Source organism: Syntrophorhabdaceae bacterium (assembly GCA_035541755.1).
GTDB lineage: Bacteria > Desulfobacterota > Syntrophorhabdia > Syntrophorhabdales > Syntrophorhabdaceae > PNOF01.
Genome location: DATKMQ010000069.1, coordinates 1 through 21236, shown reverse-complemented (window position 1 = coordinate 21236; position 21236 = coordinate 1). Strand labels below are relative to the sequence as shown.

Below are 21236 nucleotides of genomic sequence, written 5' to 3'. Positions count from 1 at the left end.
ATCATACTTTGTACGGGCGTCAGACCAATCCCTTCCCGAGCTCGTAAGCCTCTCTCATACAATCGGTTTTTTTCGCAATTTCTCCTCTCACAGTCACACCGGGCACAATAAGCCGGCCCACTATGCTCATCTCCAGATAGCCGAGGCTCTTGTTAAAGAACTCAACCAGAGGTAGAGCCGTATCGGGATCGTTTTCTTCGAAAGGAACGGCCAGTACCGCACGCTTGCACCGTATTTTTGTCCTGTTTTCCGGGCAATTGAAATAGACAAATCGATCAATGAAGCCTTTCATGAGTGCTGTGGGTCCGTACCAGTAGACCGGGGTGCCAAAAACAATAACATCGCTCCCTATGATTTTTGGGTAGAGATCGTTCATGTCATCCTTTCTTTTGCAGGTTCCCGTTTTCCAGCACGCATGACAGCCATCGCATTCTTCGATACGCGCCTCGTTGAGAAAGACGGTTTCCGTTTGGGCCCCCGCTTCATGTGCGCCTTCGAGCACGCGGGCAACGAGCACATTCGTATTGCCTTTTTTTCTAGGACTTCCCACAACTCCAAGCACTTTCTTCATGGATACGCTCCTTCGCGCGATATACGATCAGGCTTCATAATCTCCACCTGCATGCTGTCGGTGCGCGGTTTTTAGAATCCGTGATACCGCAAGTTTTGCGATGACCACGATATCTTCGAGGGGCAAATAACCTGTGATGGAAGGATCGAAAAGGGCTTTTGCGGAAGGCGGGAACTCTTCATCGCCTTCCCAGAGAATGAATGTGATGGGGACCCTGGGAAAGGCGAAAAGTGTGAACGAGGCATCGCCATACCCTTCCTCTTTGCCGTTGAGTTCCATGCCCGCTTGGAGAAATGCATACTTATCGTGTCCGAAGGCATTCCGCACGGGGTTCAGAACCCGTTTTTCAAAGACCGGTTCATAGTGCATGCACTGGGGTATGTCGCCATAACCGACTTTTTCGCCGGTGAGCGGGATACCCGAGGCGTTGTTTACGTAATGCAAGAGTAGGATCTTGGTGACAAGCGTAACGTTTGCTTTCTTTGAACTTTCGAAAGTGCATTTCGGAAGACCGAGAGTGATGATTTCGTCGAAGTAGGGGACCAGTATGTATGCGCCCCGCTCTTCTTGCGAACATTTGAGACCCGCGTCCGAGCACTTGCGCATGTAATCCGAAGAAATGAGGGTATTTAAGGCAAACTCGTAAACCGCCTTATACGTCTTTTGTTTTTTCAGTTCCATGTGACGTAGCTTACAGTCCGATCTTCTCGCGTATCTCGCGTATCTTGACAGCGTAATCGGCGCTGTGAAAAATCTCCGTACCCATCACAAGCACATCGGCGCCTGCCTCCACCACCTTATGCACATTTTCGGCTTTGATGCCGCCATCCACCTCGAGAGCGATCTGCCTGCCTGATTTATCGATGAGCTTTCGCGTGTTTCTTATCTTTTCCTCCATGGAAGGGATGTACGCCTGGCCCCCGAACCCGGGGTTGACCGTCATGATCATCACGAGGTCCACCACATGAATCACATGATCCAGGAAACTCAAGGGGGTCGACGGATTGAAAGAGATACCGGCCTTTCCCCCGCTCGACTTGATGAGGTCGATGGTCCTGAAAAGATGCTTATCGGCCTCCACGTGAACCGTTACCATATCCGCGCCCCTGGCTATGAAGTCCGGGACAAATTTGGAAGGGGTCTTTATCATGAGATGGACATCGAGGGGTAGAGAGGCTATCTTCTTGATCGCCTCCACAAACATGGGACCTATGGTAATGTTGGGGACAAATTGACCGTCCATGACGTCCACATGGATCAAATCCGCGCCCGCCTTTTCCACGTCTTTAATCTCCTGTCCCAGTTTGAGAAAATCGCAGGATAAAATCGAAGGGGCTATCTTGATCATGTTCATGCCGTCCTCCCTCAATATAGGTTTATCGTTATTTCATCGGCGCTCGTGAATATCGTCCTCGGAGCAACGGAGATGTCGAAGCCACCCCGTGCGGCCCTATCGTCCCTCACGTAATTCGTCTTGTACTTGATCTTCTTTGCGTCCATCTCGTCCGTGAGATCACCGGGATTCATGTTTCTTGTGTCAGGGAGCAGGTAGTATGCCTTGGGTTCTTCCCCAACGATAAGCGTCACCCCGCTCTGCTCCAGGACTTCCGTCCCTTCAGCCGGTATCTGTGCAAGGACCTTACCCCCTCTTGTGTGAGGCACGCTAATGATTTTCTCCAGGGTGAGCTTCTTCTCCTGAAGCGTCACCTGCGCATCCTCGAGCGATTGACCGACAAAGCCCGGTGTTTTCAAAAGTTCCGGTCCTTCCGACACGATGACATAGACGATCCTACCCTTGCGTGTGTTGATGTTGGCCTCTGGTTTTTGAATCGTGATGTGGTTGTATGGCACATCATTTCGTCTCTCGTATCTTAAGACCGAAAGGGAGAGACCGCTCGTCCTCACCATGACTCTCGCCTCATCGACGGTCCTACCCCGTACATCGGGACAGACAGTAGTCTGCTGGGTTTTGAGCACGAGACTGATGGTGAAATAGGTTGAAAGGATAAATACCAGGACGGGTGTCAGTACATAGAGAAGGAGCCTTATGATTCTTTGAGATTTCATGTTTTTTTCATCTTTGCGATAAAGAACCCGTCCGTCCCTGTTTCATGCGGCAACGACAAGTAATATTCCTTATTAAACAGAAATGGCAGGGGATTTTCAAGGGTAAACTTCCCCGCTTTCTTGAATTTCTCAATGACGTCGAGAGTCTCTTCCGGTTCGAAGGAACAGACGCTGTAAATCATGTGGCCGCCCCGGGCGAGATTCTGCCATAAGTTCGATAACAACGAAAGCTGGTAATTGCCGAAAGAGATAATATCTTCCCTATGCCTGCGCCATTTGATTTCAGGGTGTTTCCTGAGAACGCCGAGCGACGAACACGGTGCGTCGAGCAGTATGGTGTCAAAGACATCCTTCTTAAAAGGACTGCGGGTCGCATCTGCCAGCACCCGTATGCAGTCTGTGCCCGCACGTCCAAGCCTTTTCATCTCATTGTCCATGGAAACAACCAGGACGTGAGGACAGATTTCGCGAATCTGCCGGCTCTTGGTTCCGAGTCCCGCGCAGGCGTCCAGGATACGTGTGCTCGTGGCCTTCGCCGCGGCGAATCCCGCGAGCTGCGACATCTCGTCCTGGACGCTCACGATACCCTCCGCAAAAAGCCTGCTTACGAGCACAGGCGCGAGCTTGTCCACAGAGAGCGCAGATGCCGAAAGCTGTCCCGGTTGCGTTGGTATGCCTTCTTCGAAAAGGCGGGTGGCCGCCTGTTCGAGAGAGAGCCTTGAAAGGTTGACCCTAAGCGTGAAGCGTGGGGTCTCGTTGAGGATTGAAAGCAGCTTTGCGGTATCTGAGTCGCCAAACCTTGACTGCCAGCGTTTGACGAGCCATGCAGGGAACGAGCGGCTGAGCGCCTCTTCTTTGGAGAATGATCCGGAATCTTTCTCGCGGATGAATCTTCGCAGCATCGCATTAACAAAATTTGCGGTTGCCTGTCCTTTTTCTCTCTTCACGTAGTCCACCGTTTCGTTGACTACGTGATAATCGCCCTTCTTCATGAAGGCAATCTGATAGAGACTGATTGAGAGCATGCGCCTTAGGTCTCTCTTGATTTCTTTACGGGCGTACGTGGAGAGCACCCAGTCGAGATAACCCTTCCAGCGTATCACGCCGGAGGTGATCTGGTAAATCAACGCTCTTTCTTTTTCCGAAAGTGGCTGTCTCGAAAAGTAGCCGTCGATAGTTTCGTCGAGAAAGGCGCCCTCTTCGACTTTTCTCAGGATCTTGCTTGAGAGCGCTCTTAAGGTATGTGGGAATCTATCGTCTATAAGCCATATCCTCCAGTCTCTGTATCCTTTCTTCTATTGGAGGATGGGTACTAAAAAGAGCCATCATACCTTTGGCGCTGAAAGGGTTCACGATGAACAGGGGGGCCGTGGAAGGGTTGGCATCTTCCATGGGATGTCGGGCAACTCCTGCGTTGAGCTTTTTGAGAGCGTTGGCGAGAAACAGCGGATTCCCTGAGAGTCTTGCCCCGCCGTCATCTGCAAGGTATTCCCGCGACCGGGATATGGCGAGCTGGATGAGCATGGCGGCAAAAGCGGCGATGATCGAGAAAATGATCACGCTCATTATATTCCCCCCGTTATCGTCATCCCTGCTCCCGCCGCCGAAAAAGGCGGCGAATCGGGCCCAGTTGGCAACCATGGTGATGGCGCCAGCGAGCGTGGCGGCCACACTTTGGATCAGGATATCTCTGTGTCTGATGTGGGAAAGCTCATGCGCAAGGACCCCTTCAAGCTCCTCGCGATTGAGGATACGCGTGATGCCCCTTGTAACCGCCACAACGCCGTGTTCCGGGTCTCTTCCGGTGGCGAAGGCATTCGGACTCTCATCGTTGATCACGTAAACTTTGGGCATGGGTATTGATGCCTTCTGGGCGAGCGAGGCGAGAGTAGCATAGAGCTCAGGCGCCTCGGTCTCCGAAACGGGTTGCGCACCGTACATCTTGAGGACTATCTTGTCGCAAAACCAGTAGCTCACGAAATTCATGACAATGGCAATAAAGAACATAAGGGTACCACCGGACCTTCCGCCGATCAGGCTTCCGAGCCCGACAAGAATCACCGTCAGGGCAATCATAAGGATAAATGTCTTTGCTTGATTCATACCGACCTCGATACGTCTAAATTTATATACAATATTATAAACCTTTTGGCGCTTTTCGCAAGGCCGTTACGCGTTGAGCTCGTGTATATGGTTGACATCACGGCCAGGAATCATTATGCTCTTGACGGCGCCGCCCTCATTGAACCCGGGAGGCCACTGAAATAACTTAAGCGAAAGGTGGAACCATGTCATTCCCGCAACTTACCGCAACAATTACCACTAACAAGGGGACTATCAGGCTCAAACTTTTCCCTGACAAAGCGCCGCTGACGGTGCTCAATTTTGTCAATCTGTCCAAGAGGGGTTTTTATAACGGTCTTACCTTCCACAGGGTCATCTCAGATTTCATGATCCAGGGTGGCTGTCCCTTGGGCACAGGCACCGGAGGTCCCGGATATAAGTTCAAGGACGAGTTCTCGCCGGAGTTAAGGCATGACAAGCAGGGCGTGCTCTCCATGGCGAATGCGGGACCCAACACAAACGGATCCCAATTCTTCATCACCCATGTTCCGACCCCGTGGCTCGACATGAAGCATACCGTTTTCGGCGAGGTGATCGACGCAGGCGATCAGAAGGTTGTCGACAGCATTGCGGTGGGAGACGAAATCACCTCCATCGCCATCGACGGAGACGATTCCCAGCTTGTGAGCGATTATAAAGACGAGTTTGACCGGTGGAACAGCGCGCTGGCAAGGCAGTGATCCGGGCGACTACGACCTGTTCTTTTTTGCGAAGACCTCGATAGCCGGCTTTCCTTCGAGCGGGCATTTGTTCTCGCAGATACCGCAGCCGATGCAGAGCTCGTCTACGATGTAGGGCCTCTTCAGATCGATCTTATTGCCCTGGTAATCCCTGTCCTGTACCACTTCAGTCCTGATTGCCTTTTCCGGTATCGGACAATGTTCTTCGCAGACAATGCAGTTCATCTTCTTCGCGTACGGAAGACAATGGTTCTTGTCGATCACGGCGAGGCCGACGACGCTCTTTTTCTTTCTGTCCGGGGGAAGGTTAGGTATGGCCCCGGTAGGGCACACCTGGCCGCAGAGATTGCAGTTATACTCGCAGTATCCGAGACGCGGGACCATGACGGGCATAAAGAGCCCGTATAACCCTGCCCTGAAGTAATCGGGATAAAGCGCGCTTCTTAAGCACACCTTCATGCACTCACCGCAACGCACGCATCTTTTTTGAAAATCACCTTCGTTAAGAACGCCCGGAGGTCTTAACAGTCTTTCTGACTGGGTGGCGGACTGGAAGGCAAATATGCGGGAGAGAAAAAATCCTGAGAGAAGTCCGCCGATGAAGACCCTGCGTTCGAGGACCGGTAGCTTTTCATTCTTTTGAGCGCCGCCTTCGTGTCTTATCCGTCCGAATTTGAATCGGACCCGTCTCAAATTACACTTCAACTGGCACTCCATACAGAGAATACAGTCGCTCTTTTGCAGGACTTCTCTGTCAAAGCCCGTGGGACAGATATTCTTGCATTCTCCGCAATCCGCGCAGAGCCTGCCGGGTACGCGTCGCGCCGGGGAAAAGCGAGTGAGGATTCCGAGAAGTGCACCCAGCGGACAGAGGTTCTTACACCAGTTCCGTTCTTCAAAACGTTCAAGGAACAGGACGAAAAGGAAGAGGAGAAATGAGACAAGGGCCAGAGGATAAAAGGTTTCCCTGAAGGGAAGAATGTAAGCCTTAAGAAAATTGTAGAACGGCTCGATGCTGTCGCGTCTGTCGCCCAAAAGTGCGTACAGGCCCACCCAGCCGCTCCGCACGGTATATCCAAAAAGAGGGTAGAGAAAGAAGGTGAGTGCCCTAACAAGGATTGCCATGGGGTCGAGAATACCCGAAAGGTTGATGTTAAAGAGGGCAGTAAAAAGCAGGGTGACGAGCAGGTAGTACTTCAAGGAAGTCTTGAGAAACTTGAGGGGCACGGTTTTCTTTATCAGATGTGTCACAAGGTCAATGATGGCACCCAAAGGACAGACCCATCCACAGAAGAACCTGCCGAGCGCTATAGAAAAAAGAAACATCAAGGCGCCCGGTATGAGTAAGTACGTGAAGGACTTTGTTGCGATAAGATAGCTCAATGCAACGAGCGGGTCAGCCCGGAAGAAGCTGTTTACGGCCACTGAAATCTCGTCTTTACCACGGTAGTCAGTGAAAATGAAGAGACCGCAAAATACGGTGAGGAAGAGAAGCTGAGAGATGCGGGCGCTCGTGAGTTTCATAATCTGCCCATGTATTGTACAAAATCCCATACGCCTTTACAAATCCTCGAACATAAACTCACGCGGCGGAATTCACGCCAGGCAACGATTAAAGTCGGTGCATGCGGATACTCCGGTTACGCGAGTTCGCGCAGGCTTGAACCAGCTGTGCAGCAACATACCCAAGGACCGGCTTGCCTTACGAACACTTCAGTCTCTTACGAAAGACGGGTTACTTAAGCAGAGCTTGGACTCTCCGATAATATTGTGTTGTCACTAGTGAGCGGACACGTTGATCGCTTAATATGGAGAGTCCCCAGTAAAGCAGGGAACCTGTCCAGCGCGTAGTGCATACTAAAACTAAAAGAGGAGGTTGTAATGAAAAGAAGTTTGGCAAGTTTCATTCTCTTAGCATTAATCATGGCGTTCAGCACGCTCCACGCCGCACAAGCCTTTACACAGGATGACGCCAAGGGTCTCGTTGGCAAGGTGGCTGAGTTCTGGAAGGCAAACGGCAAGGATAAGGCCCTTGCAGAAGTGAGTAATCCCAAAGGACAGTTCGTGAAAGGTGACCTCTACGCTTTCTGTAACGATTTGAATGGGGTTGTGCTGGCAAATGGCGGGAACCCCGGTCTGGTAGGACAGAACCACGCTAAATTGAAGGACCCCGAGGGAAAGCTCTTTAATGAGGAGATGATTGAGATCGTGAAGACGAAAGGCAGCGGCTGGACGGATTATTCATGGGTCAATCCCGTCACGAAAAAAGTACAACCCAAGACCGTGTGGGTGGAGAGAATAAAAGGCACGGACGTATTTTGCGGAGCCGGAATCTGGAAATAGCTGTTATCCCGGCCGTAGACCGGAGTGATTTCATACGGTCTACGGCCGGGTGTAATTCATCACATAATTCGCAATCAGATCAAAACCAAAATGAGTGCGGAAGCTGGGGAGAAGGCCTTAACGTACGTTGCAGAGTAGACCTTCCCGAAGACCTTATACCTTTACTATTCTTACTTTGCTGAGATTCATGTCGCCCAGGCCTCTCTTGTAGGCCGCGACGGTGGTCGAGATGTCTTCGGGCTTAAGATCGAAGAGCGTTGTGGCATATGCATCGGCTGCTACGATGTCCGTGGAGGCGATGACAGTGTTCGCGACGCGCACATCGCGCAGAGAACCTCCCTGCGGGCCGTGGTGTAGCAAAATTCGGGTCGCATCCACGATGGTAAGGTGGCTTTTCACGACACTGCTCACATCAGAGAGGGCCTGGTCTATGCCCCTGTGAAGGTAGCCACGGTCCTCAGCGAGAATCCCCATCATGTTCTTGAGGCCGAGTGTGAGCCGCGTTAAGTCGTGGTGTTTGGCGATGGGTACATTGATGAAGACCTTTGCCGAGAGGGCCTCGTCATAGATGTCCCATTCCTTGAGGAAGACCCCATTGAGCTTCGTCTTCTTATACCGTTCGCGGTCCATCTGCTTGACTTCCACGTCGTTCATGCCTTTCAAGGCATCCAGGATGCCGCTATTCTCATAACATCTGCGGGGATCGTTGCAGGGATTGTCGAATATCTTTACCTTGTGAGCGCCGGCCTTGAGACATTCCTCCACGATGGTTTTGACCACGATGGGATGAGTCGTAGCTGCGAATTCGGGTTTCCTATCCCAACCCATGTTCGGTTTTACCACAACCATGTCTCCCTTTTTCACAAAAAGCGGCATGCCGCCCACGGCTGCAATCACCTTACGTGTGATAGCGGCATAGTCCTGTCCCTCGGATACGGCTACAAGGGATGGATCTTTGGCAAACAATTTCTTGGGTATCTGGCTTACGACAAATGACGATAGTGCAAGTTTCAAAAAGTCTCTTCTTTCCATAGTCTGTCCTCGCTCGTGCGGTGGCTGTTCTTTTTTACCCCAGGGCGCGCTTGCCCACGTGAGGTTATTTTGTGCCTTTAACTTGCGGTGAGTCAAAGACCATCATTATAGTGTATACTATAAGGCGGGTTATGGACAACATAAAGACAGTAAGCAGACGGGATTTCATATGGTTCGTCAGCGTTTTTGTGGTATCATTCCTCATGCCCCACTCTTCACAAGGCAAAGAGATGGAGCGTCTTTTAGACAGCGAAGACAGGGAAGGTCTGAATGTCCGTTTTATCAAGCCGTTCAAGGCCCTCGATAAAGCCAAATGGGTTTTGAAAATAGACGGATTGTGCGAGAAACCCGTTCAGCTTAACCTCGCGGCGCTCAGGAAATTGCCCAGGGTGACTCAGGTTTCGCGGATGACGTGCGTGGAAGGCTGGTCGGGCAAAGCTAAATGGGGAGGCGTTCTTCCCCGGACCCTCTTCGATGCAGTGAGGCCACACAAGGAGGCCAGATTTCTCCATTTTTACTCGGCCGACGACTACTACGAACATATCTCGCTGGAAGAACTCTTGAAGACCCGCGTCATCTTTGCCTACGAGATGAATGATGCGCCCCTGCCCGACATCTACGGCGGGCCGTTGAGACTTTTGATGCCGTCCAAGTACGGGTATAAGAGCGTCAAGACGATTATGAGGCTTGAGTTTGTTAAAGAAGATGGACTCGGATACTGGTCAAATTACGGGTACTCCCGGGATGGAACAATTGAGCCGGGCGCCGACCACGCGCTTGATCTCAAGGCTTATAGAACTATTACAAAACCCGGAGAACCCGATTATTAGACGGATATCTTCGAGTCCGGAATCTTATCCGGAATCCTGAAAACCTTACACGTACTCATGAAAAAGGACGTCCTCGATAAGCAGTGCGGTCATTGGAACGAGCGGTTCTCCACTTATCTCGAGATGTTCGGAAGCACCGAAAGCGAGACCGCGAGGATTGCCCGCGACATCTTTGTGAGGCAGGGGGTGGATAGACTCCTCGAACTTGGCGGAGGCCAGGGGCGCGACACGATATATTTTGCCTGCAACGGTTTTTCCGTGGATGTCCTTGAATACGCGGAAAGCGCCTTGAACGCGATCATCCAGAGCGCCGGCAAACACGCGCTGACAGACCGCATTGCGGCCAGGCGTTATGATTTGAGAGATGGACTTCCATTCCTGGACGGATCTTTTGATGCATGTTATGCCCATCAGGTGCTCTGTATGGCTCTTACCGAGGGAGAGCTCGAGTTTCTTGTGAACGAGGTGCGCCGGGTCTTAAAGAAGGGGGGCATCTTTCTCTACACTGTCCGAAATACGGAGGATCCGCACTACGGGCAGGGCATCCACCGGGGAGAGGATCTATACGAAACAGGCGGCTTCATCGTCCATTTCTTTAGCAGAGAGAAGGTTGAGAAGCTGGCCCATGGTTTCGAGATTATTAAGATGGAACGCGCGGAGAAGAGCCGCCTGCCACGGCGACTCTTTCGGGTGACGCTCAGGAAGACCTGATCTTTCTCATGGCAGTGTGTTGTCGATGACCTTACGTGCAAGTGAAATTGCGTGCTCGGCCGAGTCGGCGAAAGAAATCAGGCCATGAGCCAGTTCTTCAAAGAACTTCCGGGCAGACGCCGATGCGAGAACAAGGATTACTTTTTTGCGGGCCTTGATCGCGAGGGCGATCTCAGAGACGGTCCCCGGCCCCACGCCGCAGGCAATGATCACGTCGCTTGTTAATACATTAATATTATTACGCGCATTACCCATGTCCGTGATAATGGGGATATCCACATAGGGTGAGATCATCTCGCGCTTACTCGTGGGCAGCACCCCGACCGTTGTCCCTCCCCGGGCTTTTGCTCCCCGATTTGCGGCCTCCATCACGCCAGAGTTACGGCCTCCCGAGAGCGTTACCCATCCTAAGTCCGCGATACGTCTTCCCAACTCTTCGGCAGCTTCGATGTCAGCCTTACGGGCTTTCTCACCGGGGCCTATAACACCTACTATCGGCTTTCTCATAGAGGTCTCTTGGAAGCGAGCGTCAAGGCGTCCTGGCGAGCTTCATCCGGGCACGCTCAAGGTCTTCTTCGGTGTCGATGCCGAAACCTTCATATTGCGTTGTGAGCACCTTGATACGGTAACCGTTTTCGAGCACGCGAAGCTGTTCCAACGATTCCGTTTCTTCAAGGCGGCTCTTGCCGAGCGACACGAACTGTTCAAGGAAAGACCTTTCAAACCCGTAGATGCCGATGTGCTTGTAGACCGGCGCCCTTTTCTTTTCGCGGATGTGGGGGATAGGTGAGCGTGAGAAATAGAGTGCGAACCCATCCTTATCGAGAACCACTTTGACCGTGTTCGGGTCGGTATGTTCGGTTTCGTCCCTGAGGGGAGAACAGAGGGTGGCCATGTTGAGATTCTCTTTTTCTATGGCCGAAAAAAGCGTGTCCACCATGTCGGCACGGATAAAGGGCTCGTCCCCCTGAAGGTTGACCACAATATGACCCTCCCGACCCTTCATGGCCTCATATACCCTGTCAGTCCCACTCCTCAACTCAGGACTCGTCATGACTGCATCGGCGCCAAAGCCACGAGCTGCCTCAAGAATTCTTTGATCATCGGTGGCGATGAGAATCGCATCTTTGAGTTTCGATTCTCGGGCCCTGTCGTACACCCATTGAATCAGGGGTTTTCCGTTGATTTCCCGAAGGGGTTTGCCCGGCAATCTTATCGATGCGTACCGGGCGGGTATGACGATGACCTTTTTCATGGCTCCCGTGCAGAAACGTAACGTTCCCTATATTCTAAATGGATTTTGTGGATTACACAATCAAAATGACGTTGAACGGCCTTTGATGATGCACACTACACAGTCGTATTGATATAATTTCCTTTGTTTGTCTCTGCGCCCGTGCCCTTGGTAGTTTCTTTGGGTGAGTATGTGGTGGTTGTCGTGCCGCCCGACACGTAGAGGCGCCCTCATTCAGGGCATGGGGCCATGTTGATTGAGACCGTGGAGTGGGCAACCATGCCTTTCCTGGCGGCCCGTTCCGCGTTGTGCGCCACATGCTCCGCTTCATGACCTGCGACGGCAGCGGCCGCCATATCCGGCGAGATGTGCATGGCAGTTTGAAACGAGACGGAAGGATCATCGGACCGATCCTGATATTTGCGGCTCTTTCAGGTCTTGCACTCGTGAGGCGTAAAGTCCTTGTTATTTACATCCCCGTTTGCCGGTGCGCCATCGGGACCCGTGACTGCACCCGCGGTCCCGGGGCTTTGAGACGGGGCGTAGAAGACCCTTGCACCCGTGTCGATGCTATTGACCATACCCGTTTATCGGCATGAACGAAAAAAACTTAAAATATTTTTGTTTTTTTCCTTAAGTTATCTCTATTTTGTCCGACAATGTATTCATGATATCCGGAATCAGTGCATCGATTTCAGGTCTTACTGCATTCGGGGACACGCTTTCCAACGCCGCCCACAACATCGCGAACAGTAACACCGACGGCTACAAAGCCAAAATCGCAACCATCACGGATGATGAGAAGGAGCTGCCCAAGGTGAACCTCATGACGTCAAATACGTCCGGGGCCTTGATTGAGCAGTACGGTGTTACCCGGGAGACTTCCAATGTGGATCTTGCAGTGGAGTTCCCTCAGATGATGATCGCGCAACGTGGGTACGAGGCCAACATTCAGGCCTTGAAGACGCAGAACGAGGTGTTGAAGTCTATCCTCGACATAGTGATCTGAGAGATTGAGCACCTGACAACCTGTTGACCGTGTACGGTGGGTGCGAAGGCGGCGCGCGGAATTTTTGCGCCCGGCTAAAGCCTCGCCTACCGGGTAAGTTCACGCGGGCAGCCTACGCCGCCAAGGATCTTATCCAAAACAACTGACGCGCCGGGTTTTTCCTTGAATTCCGACCCATGTTGCGTGAGAATAGATTCATGAACGCCAATCACGCATGTATGGAGAAGGATTAGATGAGAAGCTACCGCAAGGAACTCTGGTTCAACACGCCGACAAGAAGAGCTTTTATCAATATTACCCATGAGGTCGAGGAGTGTCTCAATGAGAGCGGCATCAAAGAGGGTCTCGTCCTCTGTAACGCTATGCACATTACGAGCTCGGTCTTCATTAATGATGACGAATCGGGTCTGCATCACGATTTCGATGTATGGCTTGAGAAACTCGCACCACACGATCCGGTCTCGCAGTATCGCCATAATACCGGCGAGGACAACGCGGACGGTCATCTGAAAAGACAGATCATGGGCAGGGAAGTCGTGGTTGCTATCACGAAAGGAGAGCTCGATTTCGGCCCCTGGGAACAAATCTTCTACGGTGAGTTCGACGGCCGGCGCAAGAAAAGAGTCCTCGTCAAAATCATCGGAGAATAGCACACTATACTGCGACCTGCTCACCGATTTGCATCGTTAGCCTCCATTATATATATTATGTCTTGGCCCTGAAATTATTTGAAAGATGGGAGATGTCTATTTGATCATACATACAGCCGGTCTCATAAAAAATTCCTTTTACGTCTGTGGACTCAGTGTCTATCCCGTAGAACTCTTTGACGGGGTGACGCCCGTGCTTTTCGACGGCGGCATCACATGTGCCGGTCGTCTCTATGCCGATACGATCCGTTCCGTGCTCGGTAAGAAAGAACCGCAGATCGCATTCATCTCGCACGTCCACTGGGACCATTGTGGCGCGGTTTCCTATTTGAAAGATGCGTTTCCATCCATGAGGCTTGCCACATCCCCCGACTCAAAGACGATCCTGCAAAGGCCGAACGCCGTGCAACAGATTCAAAGTCTCAATGAAGAGGTCCAATCCATCGTGGCAGCCTTTCCGGAGGTTGACGCCTCTCGTCTGATAGACAGGAAGTTTCAGCCCTTCGCCATAGACATGGAGCTGAAGGACGGCGAGATCATAGATCTGGGCGGGGGTGTAACCGTTGAAGCACTTGCCACTCCTGGACACACAAGGGACCATATGAGCTTCTACATCCCCGAGAAGAAGGCCCTCATTGCCTCCGAGGCCTGCGGATGTCTGGATGGCACCGATGCGGTGGTGGTACAGTTTCTCACCGACTATGACCTCTACCTCTCGTCCCTCAAGAGGCTCGCGGAACTTCCTGCTGAGATACTCTGTCAGGGCCATCGTCTTGTTTTCGTTGGGCGAGATGAAGTCCGGACCTTTTTCGACCGGTCCATCAAGGCAACTATTGAGTTCAAGGATCGGGTGGATGAGCTGCTGGAGCAGGAAGATAGATCCTTAGAGAAAGTGGTAATGCAGATCAAGGCCGAGCAGTACGATACAAACACAGGAATCAAACAACCCGAAGTCCCGTATCTGCTCAACCTGAGGGCCCAGGTGAAACATCTGGCCGTAAGAGCCGGCTCTCCCGGATTGAAGGAGATGTGATGTCTCGCGCATTCGCGAACGGTATCTATATCGAATATGAAACATACGGAAATTCTTCCCACCGGCCTCTCCTGCTCGTTGGAGGACTGAGCGATCAGTTGATCTATTGGGAAGACGACCTCTGGAAGGATCTTGCCGCAGAGGGCAACTACATCATACGTTTCGATAACAGAGATGCCGGTCTCTCTACGAAATGCGAGGATGGGAGAGCCTACACCCTTGACGATATGGCAGACGATGCGGCGGGCCTCCTTGACGCCTTAAAGATCGAGAGAGCCCATATCTGCGGCACCTCCATGGGAGGGATGATCGCCCAGACCATTGCGATTAGACACCCTTCACGGCTCTTAAGCCTCATCTCAATTTACTCCACCACCGGTAATCCCGATCTTCCGTCAGGAGATCCCCGAGTGATGAAACTTCTCTTTGCCCCGGCCCCACGGGAACGAGAAGCCCATATAGACCACATGGTGTCACTCTTCAAAGCATTCGCAGGGCCCGGATTTGCCTTCGATGAGGCATGGACAAGGATGCTCGTTGGAAAAGCATTTGACCGCTCTTTTTATCCTGAAGGGACTGCGCGACAGGTCCTGGCTGTCGGCTCTCAGCCCGACAGGAGAAAAGCTCTTGCGTCTGTAACCGTACCAACCCTCGTGGTACACGGTACGGACGACCCGCTTTTGCCGGTGGAGGGCGGGATAGATACCGTTCAGGCAATACCCAACGCACGACTACTGCTTATCGAAGGCATGGGCCACGATCTTCCTCATGGAGGGGCATGGCCTGAGGTCGTCGAGGCCATTGCCGCGCACATATCGAAGCTCACCCTGTAGGCACCTGCGCGTAGTGGTAATTCTCGAAACATCATTGCAATGAAATCTTTCGGTCGTGCATGCGGGGGAGCAGGGCTTAACTCCTGAACGGGGCAGCATTGACCTCATCCCCCCGATAGAGCGGTTAAGACCCTGGCTAAATGTGGCATCTTTTGAGCGCAAACAAGGCTACAAAAAGGATCACGATAACAAATCCCCACCAGGTGCTGTGCCATCCATTCTTGCGAGGCTCATGTCGTTTGCGAAGCTGTCTGGAACGGGCTCTCGTCATATTCGGTTACCAATCACCATTTTACCAGCACGGCACATAAAGTCAATGTTACTCTCGCGTGGAACTACCTCATCGCTCCTGTCTCAAGCCCGCTTTTATCCTGGATGTGGGGAGTGCCGTTGATTTATAATAACTGGCAGGACGTAAGGCGTCAAATATCGCACAATCCTTTCGACCGCTCTTTAAGCGGTCAGCGCCACGTCGAACGTGAAAAGAGATAATTCTTAAAGGGTAGAAAATGCAGACGAAGAAGAACGGTGAACATGTGATTGAGGAAGTTGCAGCGGACTTTTACCGGGCGGAAATCCCTCTTCCTGACAGCGTCCTGAAAGTAGTTAACTCGTATGTTATCAGAGACGGGGAGCGTAATCTCATTATCGACACGGGCATGTACAACGAGAGATGTTTTGATGCCATGCAGCGAGCAGTGAAAAAGCTTGACGTTGATCTTGAGAAAACAGATTTCTTTGTGACCCATTCTCATGGCGACCACATCGGCCTTGTTTACCAACTGGTTCATCCAGGATCGGTCGTACACATCAGCGAGCCGGAAATTCAAATCATTTCCGGATTACAAGGCAAGACCCGTCTCCTTGATATTGAGGCGTTTCTCCACATGAGCGCCTTCCCGAACAAGGATCCTGAAAAGATTTTCCCCCCGTATGCCGGACGTCAGCACAAATCCGGGGTTACGCTTGCCTTCCGGATCGTCAACGATGGGGACGTGTTCGAGAGGGGGGGATACCGGTTCAGGTGCGTACACACGCCTGGCCACAGCAAGGGGCATATGTGCCTGTATGAGCCGGACAAAAAAATACTCATCGCCGGTGACCATATACTGAAGGATATCACCCCCGGCATTCAGGGAAAGTCCGCTTTCGAGGACCCTCTGGCGGACTATCTCGCAAGCCTCGATAAGATCTACGCCCTGGATATCGATACGGTACTGCCGGGACACAGGCACCCTTTTGTGAACCCCCGAAGCAGAATCACCGCCATCAAAGAACACCATCGCCAACGCAATAATGAGGTGCTTGCCATCTTGCGGGAAGGGAGCCGTAACGTCTATGATCTCGCCTCCAGGATGACCTGGAATGTCGATGCCGACTCATGGGACTCCTTTCCTGTTACGCAGTCGTTCTTTGCCACCGGGGAAGCCTTTGCCCACCTGAGATATCTTGAGGAAAGAGGTGAGGTGATAAAGAAGATGGAAGGGCAGGTTGCCATCTATTCGTTGAATCAGCCTCGCTAGAAACTCTTCTTCCAGTATCAGACCAACTGTCTGTAAATAATGAACCAGACGATGGCCACCGGTCAAACTCATTGACAGTTCCTTCTTCCGAATGTGATACTAAGGTGCCATGGACAACGAGGAAAGGATTTCTCATCATACCGGCAGAAGCTTATTCACCCATAATTTCGTTCTCGGGTTTATTGTAGTCTTTGTTTTTCAACTTGCCTTTCAGTCCATCTACCCCGCCATTCCAATCTATTTTGCAAAGCTAGGCTCAACCGAAAGGGAGGTAGGTCTATTAGTCGGCATCATGGGGATAGCGGCGGTTGTCTCCCGGTTTTTTGCCGGAGCAGTTCTCACGAGGTACTCTGAGAAAAGAGTCATACTGTGTGGCACCGTGCTTTTTGCTTTTACCTATGTTGCCTTCATACTGTTTCGTCCCTTTTGGCCCCTTTTCGCGGTGAGATTCTCCCAGGGGGTTGCTTTCGCCTGCTGTCATACGGCCGCCCTCGCATACATTGTCAACATCACGCCTCCGGCACAGCGGGGTCAGGGTCTCTCCTATTTTATGCTGTCGAGCAATTTTGCCATGGCAATTGCTGCCCCCACCGGCATGTTTCTCATCAACCGATACGGTTTCACGACTTTCTTTCTGAGCTGCGCGGGCCTTTCCCTGTGTTCCTTCTTGCTGGCGGGGAGAATGAAGGGGCACAAGAATCCAAGCACGCTTGAGAGGACCAGTCTTGCCGCGAGCGCCTTTCTTCCTGAGATGAAGATTATTGTTCCCTCCATCGCAGGTTTCCTGCATATGTTTGTGTACGGGGCCCTCACGGCTTTCGTGCCCCTCTATGCGCTTCACCGCGGAGTCACAAACCCGGGCCTTTTCTTTGCCGCAACTGCTGTAGCAATGATGGCTGGCCGGGCGTTCGGAGGGAGAGTCCTCGATACCTACGACAAGGAAAAACTCATTTTGATCCTGATTATCGTATGCATGGTGGCCATGATCATACTCTCCTTTTCAAAGACGGTTTCTATGTTTATTTTTGTTGGACTACTCTGGGGCACGGGCGCCTCATTTTTCGTTCCCGCGTCCATGGCCTATGCCCTCGAGTATTCGGGTTCATCGAGTGGCAGGGCACTCGGGTCCTTCAACGCATTCTTAGATCTGGGAATGGCCCTGGGACCCGCAGTGACGGGGCTCATCGTCCCTGTCACAGGCTACCCGGCAATGTTTCTCTTCCTCGCCCTCATTTGCCTCATGCTCTTTTGCTATTTTCAGTTCTATGTGAGAACAAGAGGCAGTGAAGCGCAAGCAGTCTCTTAAGTCCTCCGCTAATCGATGGTCGTCCGGTCGCCCCACAATACGATTACCTTTTAAAAGCTGCCGCAGCATATCCCTCCCGTACTTGTCACATCGCAAAAAGGGTGTTAGATTGGGATGGGAGATAAAATAATGGGTAACCAACGGAAAAAGGTCGTTGTTCTTGGGGCTGGGGCTGCAGGCATTATGGCTGCGAACAGGCTGCGGAAGAGTTTTCGCGCTGATGACGTCGGGATCACGGTCATTGACCGTGAGGATAAGCATTACTATCAGCCGGGATATTTAACGCTGGCATTTCACATGGACACACCTGAAAGCCTGGTGAGGGACACACGAAAACTCCTCGTCAATGACATCACGTTTCGCCAGGATGAGGCCACGGGTATCGATGTTGATAGTAGGGCCGTACAACTGCGAAACGGAGATCTCCCGTATGATTACCTTATCATTGCTACGGGCCTCACCTATGCGGATGAGGCGCCCGAAGGATTGAGATCGGGGCTCGAATTAAAGAAAAAAGTCTTTAACTTCTACACGCTTCAAGGCGCCCTTGCCCTGCGAGACGCCCTCGATGATTTTAACGGCGGCACCATCGTCTCTTCGATCACCGAGATGCCGATCCGGTGTCCCGCCGCCCCTACGGAGTTTATTCTCCTCTGTGCAGACACGCTACGCCGCCGTGGCCTTCTTAAGAAAACGAGGCTCGTGGTCACGGTGCCCGCGCCGTTTGTGCCCCCGCAGATGGAACCCTTTAAGAGCTATGTGAGAAAAAGGCTCGACGATAACGGGATAGAAGTACTTACCGAGTTTAAACCCATAAGGATCGATGGCGCAGCAGGCACCTATGAGGATAGTGCGGGACGAAAACTCACCTTCGATCTTATGGCCGTTGTACCGCCAAATCGCGGGGAGCCTGTGGTGAAAGGTGTGGATGGGCTCACCGATCAGGCTGGATGGGTTATCGCAAATAAGGAGACCCTTCAGGTCGAGCGTGCGCGCAATATCTTTGTGATCGGCGATGCCTCGAATTTCCCCAACCCCAAGACCGCTGCCGCATCGCGTAAAGAGGCGCAGGTGCTTCGCGCGCGGCTTACGGCAACACTCCAAAGCAAAGAACCATCGGCGCTCTATGACGGGGAAACGATCTGTCCTGTGCTCACCGATTTTGGCCACGCCTTCTTTGTCCATTTCAACTACACGCGTGCCCTGAGGCAGGTCAAAGAAGACAGGGCGACCTACTATCTGCACGTCTATCTGCTCAAATACTTTTACTGGGATTACATCCTCAAAGGCAACTTATTCAAATAGCACGTGAGGCCATGACGAATGCAGGGACCGCAGGGCCGTTTCGAAGAGGGCGCGTGTGGCTCCGCTACTTTTTCAGCGTCTGGAAATGGATCGCCTTTACATTGATCAACCCGTCTTTTTTTTCAAGGGTGCCTTGAACAAGCAAAAGCGGATCGAGTCGAATGAGCGCCCTGTGTGCCCGGTAAACGTCGGGCGCCACGACAATATTGATGAGGCCCTCTTCATCTTCCATGGTAAGAAATGCAAACCCTTTGGCCGTGGGGGGCATCTGGAGACAGACGATATATCCCCCGACAAGCACAGTGGCCCCTGACCGGAAACGGGCAAGCTCCGCACTTTTTACAGCCTTCAAGCCGTTCAGCCTCTCCCGGCAGAGCTCCATAATATGATGCGCCGCAGAAAACCCCTGATACGCATAATCTGTAATGGTTTCTTCCCCTCTCGTCATCTCGGGGATAGGAAGCTCTTCCTCTTGAATAACCCCCATGCTGAGTAACCCCCCGGCCATCTTGATGGCCTCGGCTTGCCAGAGAAGCTGTCTTCTGGAGCGCCGCAGGGTCTCGAAAGCGCCCACGGCAATGAGGTTTTGCAGAGACAGGCTGTCGAGATTTGTCCGGTCGATAAAATCCTGCAGCGATACAAAGAGACCTTGTTCCCGCGGCTTGAGAATGGAAGCCGCCTTTTCCTCGCCGATGCCTTTCACGTAAATAAATCCGGTCCTCACCGCGTGAGCCTCAATGGAACACTTCCACATGCTCCTGTTGATGTCCACAGGGAGCACCTTGATGGCGTGCCTTCTTGCGTCTCCCGTGATGACCTCAGGATCATAGAACCCCATGGGCTGGTTATTGAGCAGGGCGCAGTAAAACTCCGCCGGATAATACCGCTTGAGATACGCCGAACGATAACAGAGGATCGCGAAGCTCGCCGCGTGGCTCTTGCAAAAACCGAATTCTGCGAAATTGCTGATATGCTCAAATATTTTAATCGCAAGCTGTCTTTCTATTCCCTGTTTCAGCGCCCCTTGTATAAACCGCTCGCGCCAGTTCATGAGCTCTTCGCGCGCGTTCTTGCGTCCCATTGTCTTTCTCAGCTTGTTTGCCTCACCTGCGGAGAAACCGGCAATTTCCATTGCCACCTGCAGGATCTGTTCCTGGAAAAGGATAACGCCCAATGTCTCCCCCAGGATCGGGGCGAGCTTGGGATGGAGGTGGATAACGGGCTCTTTGCCCTGTCTTCTCCGTATGAACGGATGTACCATGTTACCCTGCAGAGGGCCTGGCCTCACGATGGCAACTTCGACCGTGATGTCCTCGATAGAGCGCGGTTGGACTTTCGGTACGGTCTGCATCTGGGCACGGCTCTCCACCTGGAAAACCCCCACCGTGTCAGCATCGCAGATAAGCTGATAAACGCAAGAGTCGTCGAAATCCATATTGTCAAAATCAATGGGGACGCCCCGGTGTTGCCGTACCAGCTCTCTGGCTTCATCGATCAGGGAAAGCATTCTCAAGCCCAGAAGATCGAATTTAATAAGCCCTGCATCATCGACCGCATCCTTGTCCCATTGGCAGACGATCCTTCCTTCGGCCCTCGCGTGTTCCTGAGGCACGATTTCCGCAATGGGCCGGGGGGTTATGATCATGCCCCCGACATGGATGGAAAGGTGTCTCGGAAAGTCTGCTATGGCCGTACAGAGTGTGGAAAAGTATGTCCACGCCCGGGAATTGAGATAAGACCTGAACTCGGGCACCTCCTTCAAGGATTCAACGGCCCCTGCCCCGCCGTAGGAAGAAACGGTCTTTGCCATTTTATCGAGCAGGTGCGCGGGGAGCCCCAGGGCTTTTCCTACTTCTCTGATCGCGTTTCTCCCCTGAAAAGTAACATAGGTACAGACCATGGCGGCATTTTCCCTTCCGTAGGTATCATAGGCGTACCGGATGACCTCTTCTCTCCTGTGTGTTGCGATGTCGATATCGATATCG

The 21236-nt window shown here is 52.2% G+C and carries 23 protein-coding genes; 12 read left to right on the top strand and 11 right to left on the bottom strand.

Annotation, left to right across the window (positions count from 1 at the left end):
* Positions 1–19: 19 nt before the first annotated feature.
* The 6 genes from VMT62_06605 to htpX are packed head-to-tail and all read right to left on the bottom strand — an operon-like array spanning position 20 to position 4741.
* Positions 20–571: a flavodoxin family protein gene (locus VMT62_06605; protein HVN96082.1), complete on the bottom strand. Its 552-nt coding sequence runs from the start codon at positions 569–571 to the stop codon at positions 20–22.
* A gap of 27 nt (positions 572–598) precedes the next feature.
* Positions 599–1252 (bottom strand): DUF3786 domain-containing protein, encoded by a 654-nt coding sequence (locus VMT62_06600; protein ID HVN96081.1) that lies wholly within the window; start codon positions 1250–1252, stop codon positions 599–601.
* Positions 1253–1262: 10 nt separating this feature from the next.
* Positions 1263–1925 carry a ribulose-phosphate 3-epimerase gene (rpe, locus tag VMT62_06595; GenBank protein ID HVN96080.1) on the bottom strand — a complete coding sequence of 221 codons (663 nt, stop codon included), beginning with the start codon at positions 1923–1925 and terminating at the stop codon, positions 1263–1265.
* A gap of 11 nt (positions 1926–1936) precedes the next feature.
* Entirely contained in the window at positions 1937–2638 is a 702-nt protein-coding gene (locus VMT62_06590; GenBank protein HVN96079.1) for a PASTA domain-containing protein, read from the bottom strand.
* Positions 2635–3900, bottom strand: coding sequence for a transcription antitermination factor NusB (locus tag VMT62_06585; GenBank protein ID HVN96078.1), 1266 nt, complete (start codon positions 3898–3900; stop codon positions 2635–2637). Before VMT62_06585 ends, VMT62_06590 begins: the two co-directional genes overlap by 4 nt.
* Positions 3890–4741, bottom strand: coding sequence for a zinc metalloprotease HtpX (gene htpX / locus VMT62_06580; protein ID HVN96077.1), 852 nt, complete (start codon positions 4739–4741; stop codon positions 3890–3892). The genes VMT62_06585 and htpX overlap by 11 nt, the downstream gene beginning before the upstream one ends.
* Positions 4742–4926: 185 nt before the next feature.
* Between htpX and VMT62_06575 the strand changes: the two genes are divergently transcribed.
* A complete protein-coding gene (locus VMT62_06575; protein HVN96076.1) occupies positions 4927–5442 on the top strand; it encodes a peptidylprolyl isomerase in 516 nt (171 codons plus the stop codon).
* Positions 5443–5451: 9 nt separating this feature from the next.
* On the opposite strand, the gene VMT62_06570 is transcribed toward VMT62_06575, so the two are convergent.
* Positions 5452–6966, bottom strand: coding sequence for a 4Fe-4S binding protein (locus VMT62_06570; protein ID HVN96075.1), 1515 nt, complete (start codon positions 6964–6966; stop codon positions 5452–5454).
* Between the two features lie 357 nt (positions 6967–7323).
* Here VMT62_06570 and VMT62_06565 point away from each other — a divergent pair, with 357 nt between their 5' ends.
* Complete coding sequence (locus VMT62_06565; GenBank protein ID HVN96074.1) at positions 7324–7785, top strand: cache domain-containing protein; 462 nt, start codon at positions 7324–7326, stop codon at positions 7783–7785.
* A gap of 153 nt (positions 7786–7938) precedes the next feature.
* On the opposite strand, the gene VMT62_06560 is transcribed toward VMT62_06565, so the two are convergent.
* Positions 7939–8817, bottom strand: coding sequence for a DUF362 domain-containing protein (locus VMT62_06560; GenBank protein ID HVN96073.1), 879 nt, complete (start codon positions 8815–8817; stop codon positions 7939–7941).
* A gap of 131 nt (positions 8818–8948) precedes the next feature.
* Here VMT62_06560 and VMT62_06555 point away from each other — a divergent pair, with 131 nt between their 5' ends.
* Together VMT62_06555 and VMT62_06550 are read left to right on the top strand one after the other, a co-directional pair.
* Entirely contained in the window at positions 8949–9647 is a 699-nt protein-coding gene (locus VMT62_06555; protein HVN96072.1) for a molybdopterin-dependent oxidoreductase, read from the top strand.
* Positions 9648–9704: 57 nt separating this feature from the next.
* Positions 9705–10358 carry a class I SAM-dependent methyltransferase gene (locus tag VMT62_06550; protein HVN96071.1) on the top strand — a complete coding sequence of 218 codons (654 nt, stop codon included), beginning with the start codon at positions 9705–9707 and terminating at the stop codon, positions 10356–10358.
* Between the two features lie 6 nt (positions 10359–10364).
* Here VMT62_06550 and VMT62_06545 read toward each other — a convergent pair whose 3' ends face one another.
* Together VMT62_06545 and kdsB are read right to left on the bottom strand one after the other, a co-directional pair.
* The gene (locus VMT62_06545) at positions 10365–10865 is read right to left on the bottom strand and encodes a TIGR00725 family protein (protein HVN96070.1); all 501 of its coding nucleotides are present in this window, start codon (positions 10863–10865) and stop codon (positions 10365–10367) included.
* Positions 10866–10887: 22 nt separating this feature from the next.
* On the bottom strand, positions 10888–11613 hold the full coding sequence (gene kdsB / locus VMT62_06540; protein HVN96069.1) for a 3-deoxy-manno-octulosonate cytidylyltransferase: 726 nt from the start codon (positions 11611–11613) through the stop codon (positions 10888–10890).
* Positions 11614–11861: 248 nt separating this feature from the next.
* Between kdsB and VMT62_06535 the strand changes: the two genes are divergently transcribed.
* From VMT62_06535 to VMT62_06500, 8 genes are all read left to right on the top strand, one after another.
* On the top strand, positions 11862–12191 hold the full coding sequence (locus VMT62_06535) for a hypothetical protein (protein ID HVN96068.1): 330 nt from the start codon (positions 11862–11864) through the stop codon (positions 12189–12191).
* 68 nt (positions 12192–12259) lie between these two features.
* Positions 12260–12601 carry a flagellar basal body rod C-terminal domain-containing protein gene (locus VMT62_06530; GenBank protein HVN96067.1) on the top strand — a complete coding sequence of 114 codons (342 nt, stop codon included), beginning with the start codon at positions 12260–12262 and terminating at the stop codon, positions 12599–12601.
* Between the two features lie 233 nt (positions 12602–12834).
* Entirely contained in the window at positions 12835–13251 is a 417-nt protein-coding gene (locus VMT62_06525; protein HVN96066.1) for a secondary thiamine-phosphate synthase enzyme YjbQ, read from the top strand.
* Between the two features lie 100 nt (positions 13252–13351).
* Positions 13352–14284, top strand: coding sequence for an MBL fold metallo-hydrolase (locus tag VMT62_06520; protein ID HVN96065.1), 933 nt, complete (start codon positions 13352–13354; stop codon positions 14282–14284).
* Positions 14284–15117 (top strand): alpha/beta hydrolase, encoded by an 834-nt coding sequence (locus tag VMT62_06515; protein ID HVN96064.1) that lies wholly within the window; start codon positions 14284–14286, stop codon positions 15115–15117. The genes VMT62_06520 and VMT62_06515 overlap by 1 nt, the downstream gene beginning before the upstream one ends.
* 509 nt (positions 15118–15626) lie before the next feature.
* Entirely contained in the window at positions 15627–16640 is a 1014-nt protein-coding gene (locus VMT62_06510; protein ID HVN96063.1) for an MBL fold metallo-hydrolase, read from the top strand.
* Between the two features lie 109 nt (positions 16641–16749).
* Complete coding sequence (locus VMT62_06505; protein ID HVN96062.1) at positions 16750–17946, top strand: MFS transporter; 1197 nt, start codon at positions 16750–16752, stop codon at positions 17944–17946.
* 129 nt (positions 17947–18075) lie between these two features.
* Positions 18076–19251 carry an FAD/NAD(P)-binding oxidoreductase gene (locus VMT62_06500; GenBank protein HVN96061.1) on the top strand — a complete coding sequence of 392 codons (1176 nt, stop codon included), beginning with the start codon at positions 18076–18078 and terminating at the stop codon, positions 19249–19251.
* A 64-nt stretch (positions 19252–19315) separates the two neighbouring features.
* Here VMT62_06500 and dnaE read toward each other — a convergent pair.
* The coding region (gene dnaE, locus VMT62_06495) for a DNA polymerase III subunit alpha (GenBank protein ID HVN96060.1) at positions 19316–21236 on the bottom strand (1921 nt) is incomplete at its 5' end.

What these genes read in the sequence shown, in the direction of transcription:
- VMT62_06605 (HVN96082.1), bottom strand. Translation starts at nt 571, where the DNA reads ATGAAGAAAGTGCTTGGAGTTGTGGGAAGTCCTAGAAAAAAAGGCAAT.
- VMT62_06600 (HVN96081.1), bottom strand. Translation starts at nt 1,252, where the DNA reads ATGGAACTGAAAAAACAAAAGACGTATAAGGCGGTTTACGAGTTTGCC.
- rpe (HVN96080.1), bottom strand. Translation starts at nt 1,925, where the DNA reads ATGAACATGATCAAGATAGCCCCTTCGATTTTATCCTGCGATTTTCTC.
- VMT62_06590 (HVN96079.1), bottom strand. Translation starts at nt 2,638, where the DNA reads ATGAAATCTCAAAGAATCATAAGGCTCCTTCTCTATGTACTGACACCC.
- htpX (HVN96077.1), bottom strand. Translation starts at nt 4,741, where the DNA reads ATGAATCAAGCAAAGACATTTATCCTTATGATTGCCCTGACGGTGATT.
- VMT62_06575 (HVN96076.1), top strand. Translation starts at nt 4,927, where the DNA reads ATGTCATTCCCGCAACTTACCGCAACAATTACCACTAACAAGGGGACT.
- VMT62_06570 (HVN96075.1), bottom strand. Translation starts at nt 6,966, where the DNA reads ATGAAACTCACGAGCGCCCGCATCTCTCAGCTTCTCTTCCTCACCGTA.
- VMT62_06565 (HVN96074.1), top strand. Translation starts at nt 7,324, where the DNA reads ATGAAAAGAAGTTTGGCAAGTTTCATTCTCTTAGCATTAATCATGGCG.
- VMT62_06560 (HVN96073.1), bottom strand. Translation starts at nt 8,817, where the DNA reads ATGGAAAGAAGAGACTTTTTGAAACTTGCACTATCGTCATTTGTCGTA.
- VMT62_06555 (HVN96072.1), top strand. Translation starts at nt 8,949, where the DNA reads ATGGACAACATAAAGACAGTAAGCAGACGGGATTTCATATGGTTCGTC.
- VMT62_06550 (HVN96071.1), top strand. Translation starts at nt 9,705, where the DNA reads ATGAAAAAGGACGTCCTCGATAAGCAGTGCGGTCATTGGAACGAGCGG.
- VMT62_06545 (HVN96070.1), bottom strand. Translation starts at nt 10,865, where the DNA reads ATGAGAAAGCCGATAGTAGGTGTTATAGGCCCCGGTGAGAAAGCCCGT.
- kdsB (HVN96069.1), bottom strand. Translation starts at nt 11,613, where the DNA reads ATGAAAAAGGTCATCGTCATACCCGCCCGGTACGCATCGATAAGATTG.
- VMT62_06530 (HVN96067.1), top strand. Translation starts at nt 12,260, where the DNA reads ATGATATCCGGAATCAGTGCATCGATTTCAGGTCTTACTGCATTCGGG.
- VMT62_06525 (HVN96066.1), top strand. Translation starts at nt 12,835, where the DNA reads ATGAGAAGCTACCGCAAGGAACTCTGGTTCAACACGCCGACAAGAAGA.
- VMT62_06515 (HVN96064.1), top strand. Translation starts at nt 14,284, where the DNA reads ATGTCTCGCGCATTCGCGAACGGTATCTATATCGAATATGAAACATAC.
- VMT62_06510 (HVN96063.1), top strand. Translation starts at nt 15,627, where the DNA reads ATGCAGACGAAGAAGAACGGTGAACATGTGATTGAGGAAGTTGCAGCG.
- VMT62_06505 (HVN96062.1), top strand. Translation starts at nt 16,750, where the DNA reads ATGGACAACGAGGAAAGGATTTCTCATCATACCGGCAGAAGCTTATTC.
- VMT62_06500 (HVN96061.1), top strand. Translation starts at nt 18,076, where the DNA reads ATGGGTAACCAACGGAAAAAGGTCGTTGTTCTTGGGGCTGGGGCTGCA.